This window comes from Blastocatellia bacterium (genome assembly GCA_035573895.1).
Lineage (GTDB): Bacteria > Acidobacteriota > Blastocatellia > HR10 > HR10 > DATLZR01.
Genome location: DATLZR010000034.1, coordinates 1 through 6,337, shown reverse-complemented (window position 1 = coordinate 6,337; position 6,337 = coordinate 1). Strand labels below are relative to the sequence as shown.

Annotated in this window: 4 protein-coding genes; all 4 read left to right on the top strand. The window is 59.6% G+C overall.

From position 1 onward, the window contains the following. Positions 1–318: 318 nt before the first annotated feature. Complete coding sequence (locus tag VNM72_03945) at positions 319–1,302, top strand: Gfo/Idh/MocA family oxidoreductase (GenBank protein HXF04549.1); 984 nt, start codon at positions 319–321, stop codon at positions 1,300–1,302. A 95-nt stretch (positions 1,303–1,397) separates the two neighbouring features. Continuing rightward, positions 1,398–3,647 (top strand): hypothetical protein, encoded by a 2,250-nt coding sequence (locus VNM72_03940; protein ID HXF04548.1) that lies wholly within the window; start codon positions 1,398–1,400, stop codon positions 3,645–3,647. Next, positions 3,647–5,173, top strand: coding sequence for a sugar ABC transporter ATP-binding protein (locus tag VNM72_03935; protein ID HXF04547.1), 1,527 nt, complete (start codon positions 3,647–3,649; stop codon positions 5,171–5,173). The genes VNM72_03940 and VNM72_03935 overlap by 1 nt, the downstream gene beginning before the upstream one ends. Next, positions 5,145–6,179, top strand: a complete 1,035-nt coding sequence (locus VNM72_03930; protein ID HXF04546.1) for an ABC transporter permease — start codon at positions 5,145–5,147, stop codon at positions 6,177–6,179. The genes VNM72_03935 and VNM72_03930 overlap by 29 nt, the downstream gene beginning before the upstream one ends. Positions 6,180–6,337: the final 158 nt, after the last annotated feature.

Here is a 6,337-nt window from a genome sequence, read left to right as displayed (position 1 = left end):
TCCAGAAGGCCCGGCAGCTCGATTCCCGCCTCAATCCGTCTCCAAGAACCCGGCAGAGATGATCGCATCCGTCACCTTTCCCACCAGGCACAAACGAGAGGAAACAATTCTGCCCGAATGGATCACTCTTTCAAAGCAACACAGCTCCCCTGGCCAACATTAATGATCCTCGACGGCACTCATGCTTGACTCGAGACGATGCCGCTGCTGATAATTGTCCCCTCACGGCATTCAAAAGCGGCATTTACCGTCTTCTCTCACCGGCTCCTGGTGAGAGAGATGCCTGGGAAACGAGCGGGAGGGACGCAGGCTAGGCTCATGGAACGAGTGAGGGTGGGGATCGTCGGCGTCGGTCACATGGGGAGTCTTCACGCCCGGATTCTCTCGCGCGATGAGCGGGTACAGCTTGTCGCCTTCTATGATGTCCTTACGGATGTCTGTCAGGCCCGCGCGAAGACCTTTGGCGTTGACGCCGCGAGCTGCCTTGATGACTTGATCGAAAGGGTTGACGCCGTTTATGTGGCCACGCCGAATACCGGGCATGTGGAACCGGTTCTCCGCGCTCTGCAGGCCGAGCGCCATGTTTTTTGCGAGAAGCCGCTGGCCACATCGCTTGCCGAAGCCCGGCGTGTTTATGACGCCTGGCGTTCGAACCACACCGTTTTCCAGGTCGGTCACAATCGCCGCTTCGCCCCCGTCTATCAGAGGGTGAAGGCGCTCCTGGACGACGAGCGCTGGAGGCCTCATTCGGCTCACGTCAAGATGAATCGGGGCGAGCTTTTGTCTCCCCCCTGGGTCGGTGATCCTACCATCACCGGGGGCTTTCTCTACGAAACGACCATCCACATGCTCGATCTCCTGCGCTGGTTCTTCGGTGATGCGGAAGCGCTCACGGTTCAGGCCAGTAAACATTCCTATCGTGAATGCGATGACTTCTCCATGCTCATTCGATTCGCTAACGGCCTTCACGCGACGCTGGCATCGTCGGCCGACGCCAGTTGGCACTTCCCCTTTGAGCGGCTGGAGGTTTTCTGTCACCACGGGACGATTGAGTCCCAGGAGATGGATCGCCTCTCGTATACACTGGGCCTCGAGAGTCAGACGCTTACTGAGTCCTTTGACATGCTGGACCGTGAGGTTCGCTGGGGCTATGTTCAGGAAGACCGCGCGTTCATTGACGCCATTCTCGCGGGTCAAGGCGCACCCGTCTCGGTGGAGGACGGTCTCAAAGCCGTTGAACTGGTAGATGCCTGTTATCGAGCGGCTCGTTCGGGTGAGACGGTTCACCTGGCAGCTCGTTGATCGGGGCCGGAAAAATCGTCGGTCCCCCGGATTGCCCATGTGGTGATGGACCCGGCACAGCAAAAAAATACCAGGTGGTACAAAGGTTGATCAGCATGAGACACGCAACAGAATTACTGAAACTCCCCCGCACGGGGCGACCGATTGTCCGCCGCCTGAGCGTTTGTGGATTCATCCTCGCCATCATGGTGCCATCGGTGGGAATTCGCGCGACTCCGCCGCAGTGGCCACGCCCGGGCACGCGCGAAGATGATCGCGCGAACTTTTATCACCGGCTGGCTTTATTTCATGCCCCCATCCTGTTTCAGGATACGGAAGTCGCCGGGGATTCTCAGGATGAAGGAAACCCGGCCCATCGGGATCACCCCCTCCAGCGGCGCGGGGATTTCATCGCTCGCTTTGATTTTGACGGGGACTGGAATGGGTTGAACAATTGGGCAAACTGGGCCGAGCGTCCGCCCGACCCGCCCGCGCGCGATGAGAGGGCGCGTGCCTATCTCTACTACAGCGTCGTCGAAACAGCGACACATTATTTCATCAGCTATTGCTCATTTCACGCTCAAGATCGCGAGCCTCGATGCAGCGACAGTGAATGTCACGAGAATGATCTCGAAGGCGGCGTGCACATGATCCGAAAGGGACCGGAAAATGGAGGCTTCGGCACGCTCTGGCTGATGATGTACCTGGCCCATGACGATTGGTTCACCTATCTCACCCCGGCCGGACGCGCGGCGGGCATCCGACTGGGCGGCAAACCGCCCCATGAAACCCCCGAGAAAGCCCAGCATTCCAACGCTGGTTTCATCTACGATGTCGTCTGGCGGGCAGTGACCCCCGACGGCAAAATCCTCACGCCGCGAGACCCCCGCCTGCCCTTTGATCCCGGTGCACCGCCCGGCACAGTCTTTCATCCCACAACCTGGCAGGAACCGTGGGGGCACGGAATGTATGGCTGGCCTGGACCGGACGGTCCATCTCCCTATGAGCGCTATCGCAAACCGGAATACCCCTGGCGCAATGGGTTCATCAATGGCGATGGTGTGATCTACTATCCCAGCACGGATGCAGGAATCCCTGATTACCGCAAGGACGTTGACATTGTCCCTTACGCTCTGATTGACATTTTCGAGCCAAACGGCTTATGGGATCGGCGAGAGGACATAGATCGCAACCATGATGGCTGTGGGGGAGGATCTCAGGGGACGGCCACCTGCACGTGGGGATATTTTGGCGCTTTTCGGGGCGAGAGATGGGGAACCGACAAGGCGAATGCACCCTGGCGGTGGGATCACGTGGACGATACCCTACCGCCGGGAATGCAGGCGTTCGATCCGTTACGACTGATCGAGGAATACAATGACCTGTCGGCGGTCCCGGCCGCGCAACTGAGCCGTACCTACACGAACAATCGCTACCTGGGGATTCCCGCGGGCACACGACCACATCGAACGGCTCCAGTAGCATCGGCGGGAACGCGACTCATCGCGGTTCGTCCCGGTGAGGTTTTCACCCTTGACGGAACAGCCTCGCGCACGGGGGATCTCGGGGGACGCGGCCACCTCTTGTACCGATGGGACCCAATAGTCGTCGGATGGAGCGGACCGTGGATCCGGCACAGTCTCACGGAAGAGGGAATTCATCGCATCCGTCTCACCGTCAATGATGGAGATCACCAAGCGAGCGATGATGTTGTTGTTATCGTCACATCAAAGAAACTCTTTTTCGACGATTTTCTTGATCCGCTGCCGAAGCCTTCCTGGCACCTGCTGGGTCAGACGTGGGAACAGGCCAATGGATTCCTTCGAGTGCGACGGCCGGGCGGGAGGGCGAATCTGGCGATCACAGCCGATCAGGTCTATCCCGATGAGATCGAGGTCGAGACGCTGCTGCGCCTCGATCTCCTCTATCCCGAAGCGGCGGTCCCCTTCGGTGTGGGTCTCGTCTATCAGAGCGGAGGACAGCAAAGAGCCTTTGTGTTTGGATTCGTCGGAACGCGTCGGATCGAGTCGGCGACGGATCGTTCCCGGCGTCACCTCACGGAAGTCGCATTTTATCGGCTCACGCCTGGAGGGCGGACCCGTCTGGGTGGCGGAAACCTTCCCTATTACGATGCCGCCCGCAAAGGTTACGAGCTGGGTCGCTGGTATCATGTCAAGCTGGCCGTAGACAAGGGCTCCCGTCTGCTGGCCAAGATCTGGCCCTGGGGTGGATCTGAACCAGAGTGGATGTACAGTGTGGCCCTCGATGAGTCACTCCTCGGGCCGCCTCTTCCGGCTCTTGTTGGTGGTGTGGGGACCAGCGGCGAAGCAATCTATGACTATCTCCTTGTGCTGCGGCGAGAGTGATGGAGCCCCTTCTTCGACTCGAAGGCATCACAAAAGCGTTCGCGGGCGTCCCCGTTCTGGACGACGTCAGCTTCGAGGTGGCTGCCGGCGAAGTTCACGCCCTCATTGGCGAAAATGGCGCGGGCAAGTCCACCTTAATGAAGATCGCCACCGGTGCGCTCGAACCCGACAGCGGACGCATCTTCTGGAAGGGGCGAGAGGTGCTGTTGAAGAGTCCGCGGCAGGCGCATGCTCTCGGCCTGGCCATCGTTCACCAAGAACTCATGCTCGTTCCCTCGCTCAGCGTTAGCGAGAACATCTTTCTCGGTCGCCATCCGGCCAGGCGAGGGCTTTTCCGCTGGGTTCGCTGGTCGCAGATGCACGAACGAGCCCGCGAGCTACTTCGAGCGCTGGGCCATGATCTCGATCCCCGACGACCGGTAGGCGAACTTCGCATCGCCGAGCAACAGTTGGTCGAGATCGCCCGCGCTCTCGCCTTTGAGGCGGACCTCATCATCATGGACGAACCGACCTCTCCACTGTCGGAGCATGAAACACAGAAACTTTTTGGGACGATCCGCCAGCTCAAGGAGCGGGGCGTGAGCATCGTCTATATATCTCATCGCTTGCGCGAGATTTACGACATTGCTGACCGCGTGACGGTTCTCCGCGATGGTCGTCGGGTGGCGACCGCCCGAGTTGCCGAGACGACGCCGGATGATCTCGTGCGCTGGATGGTGGGCCGCGAGATCAGTCAACACTTCCCTGCCCCTTCGACTCGACCGGTCGCAACCGAGGTTCTTCGCGTCGAAGGGCTCACGGCACGAGGGAAGTTCTCGGACATTTCCTTCACCCTACGGCGCGGGGAAATCCTGGGCATTGCTGGACTCGTCGGAGCCGGGCGAACCGAACTTCTCGAAGCCCTCTTTGCTGCACCACCCCCGGATGCCGGAAGGATTTATCTCAACGGGCGACCGGTCAGATTCAGGACCCCTGTTGATGCCGTGCGCCACGGTCTGGCCCTGGTCACCGACGATCGAAAAACGAAAGGGCTCGTTCTCGGAGGTTCCGTGCGCTTCAACATCGAACTGGCGGTCAAGGACCGGCTGGCCTGGCTCGGTCTTATTTTGCCTCCCACCCGCGAGCGCGAACTCGCCCAGCAATTCGTGCGCGAGCTGCGAATCAAGACTCGTCATATCGAAGAGCCCGTCATCTACTTGAGCGGAGGCAATCAACAGAAGGTCGTTCTCGCCCGCTGGCTCGCAGCGGATTCCTTGATCTTTCTCCTCGATGAACCGACGCGAGGAATTGATGTGGGATCCAAGGCCGAAATTTACGACCTCATCCGTCAACTGGCCGCTCGGGGAGCCGCCATCCTTCTGGTCTCGTCGGAACTGGAGGAAATTCTTCATCTGGCTGACCGCATTCTCGTCATGCATCGCGGTCGGATCGTTGGCGAACTTCAACGGCAAGAGGCCACCGAAGAACGCATCATGCAACTCGCCACAGGAGCAAACGATGCATCCCCGAACAGCATCTCCGCGTGATGAATCCTTTTCCGCTGCCGAGGAGCGACAACGCAATGCCGCGCGCGAGGCTATCGGCGCGCTGCTGCGGCGCTTCGGTCCATTGCTCGGGCTCATCCTCATGAGCGCGGCCCTGAGCGTCCTGTCGCCTTATTTCCTCACCTTCGACAACCTGATCAACGTCTTTCGGCAATCAGCCGTCAATGCATTGCTTGCACTCGGGCAGCTCATTGTCATCATCACCGCTGGGATTGATCTCTCGATCGGCTCGATTCTCGGGCTCACCAGCGTGCTGGCGGCGATGATGTTAAAATCCGGCCTCGCCCCCGAATTGGTGATCATCGCCTCCATTGGCGTGGGAACCGGACTGGGGTTGACCAACGGATTGTTGCTGACAAAACTCCGCCTGCCGCATCCTTTCATCCCCACCCTCGGTATGATGAACGTAGCGCGGGGGCTTGCTCTGGTGATCTCGGGCGGCTTCCCCATTTCCGAATTGCCCGGGCGCTTTCGCTTCTGGGGAGCCGGAACAATTGCCTTCATTCCCACTCCGGTGGTCGTCGTGCTCATCGTCTACGGTCTCTTCCATCTGTTTCTCAGCCGGACGACCATTGGCCGTGACATTTATGCCATTGGCGGGAACCCTCAGGCGGCGCGACTTTCCGGCATTCCCGTTGACCGACGGCTCACGCTGGTCTATGCCTTGAGCGGAGCCCTCGCTGCCGTCGGCGCCATCGTCCTCACCGGACGTATGAACTCGGGATTTCCTCTGGCGGGTGTCGGGGCCGAGCTTGACGCCATTGCCGCTGTCATTATCGGCGGGGCAAGCTTCTTCGGCGGGGTCGGGACCGTCTGGGGGACGCTCATCGGCGCTCTCATCATGGGTGTGTTGCGTAACGGTCTCAACTTGCTCAATGTCTCTGCCTACTGGCAAACGGTCGTCATCGGCGTGGTCATCGTCGTCGCCGTCTGGATTGACGTCCTGCGGCAACGGGCCATGGAAAAACGAAAACTCCATTCGGTTTGACAAACTCGACTACGAGATTGAACAGGCGGCCATCACGTGTCACCGAGAGTCTGCCGCGTGCAGGATGCGGTGATTTCACAGACATTTTACTTGCCGAGCCGGAAGTGATCGAATAAAATGCCACCCTGTCGGTCTGAGGTCACATGAGACCAACCGGG

What these genes read in the sequence shown, in the direction of transcription:
- VNM72_03945 (HXF04549.1), top strand. Translation starts at nt 319, where the DNA reads ATGGAACGAGTGAGGGTGGGGATCGTCGGCGTCGGTCACATGGGGAGT.
- VNM72_03940 (HXF04548.1), top strand. Translation starts at nt 1,398, where the DNA reads ATGAGACACGCAACAGAATTACTGAAACTCCCCCGCACGGGGCGACCG.
- VNM72_03935 (HXF04547.1), top strand. Translation starts at nt 3,647, where the DNA reads ATGGAGCCCCTTCTTCGACTCGAAGGCATCACAAAAGCGTTCGCGGGC.
- VNM72_03930 (HXF04546.1), top strand. Translation starts at nt 5,145, where the DNA reads ATGCATCCCCGAACAGCATCTCCGCGTGATGAATCCTTTTCCGCTGCC.